The 288-nt window shown below is 33.7% G+C and carries 2 pseudogenes; both read right to left on the bottom strand.

Features of this window, described 5'->3' with window-relative positions:
• Positions 1-45: 45 nt before the first annotated feature.
• Positions 46-228, bottom strand: a pseudogene (locus V7014_RS27435) (methyl-accepting chemotaxis protein); the annotation flags it as partial.
• Positions 204-288 (bottom strand): annotated as a pseudogene (locus V7014_RS27430) (methyl-accepting chemotaxis protein); the annotation flags it as partial. The pseudogenes V7014_RS27435 and V7014_RS27430, both read right to left, overlap by 25 nt.

The following is a 288-nucleotide window of genomic DNA, read 5'->3' as shown; positions in this document are numbered from 1 at the left end:
GGGATGGACGAAAACCCCCACCGATTAAAGTTTCACTTTATCATCTTAATTCAGATTTTCAAATTCTTCGATAGTTTTCTTAAACTTGATTTGTGTTTCTTCGATTAATACTTGTAAATTCTCTGTTATATCGTTAACTCTCACTACTTCATTAATAATATTTTCTACATTATTATTAACTTGATTAATAGAATCCGAAACATTCCCAGCTAATTTACGTACCTCATCAGCCACAACTTTAAAACCTCTTCCATGCTCCCCAGCACGAGCTGCTTCAATAGCTGCATT

The organism is Bacillus sp. JJ722 (genome assembly GCF_036963345.1).
In the GTDB taxonomy this organism is placed as follows: Bacteria; Bacillota; Bacilli; order Bacillales; family DSM-1321; genus Bacillus_AD.
This window is presented reverse-complemented; position numbering and strand designations above follow the sequence as displayed.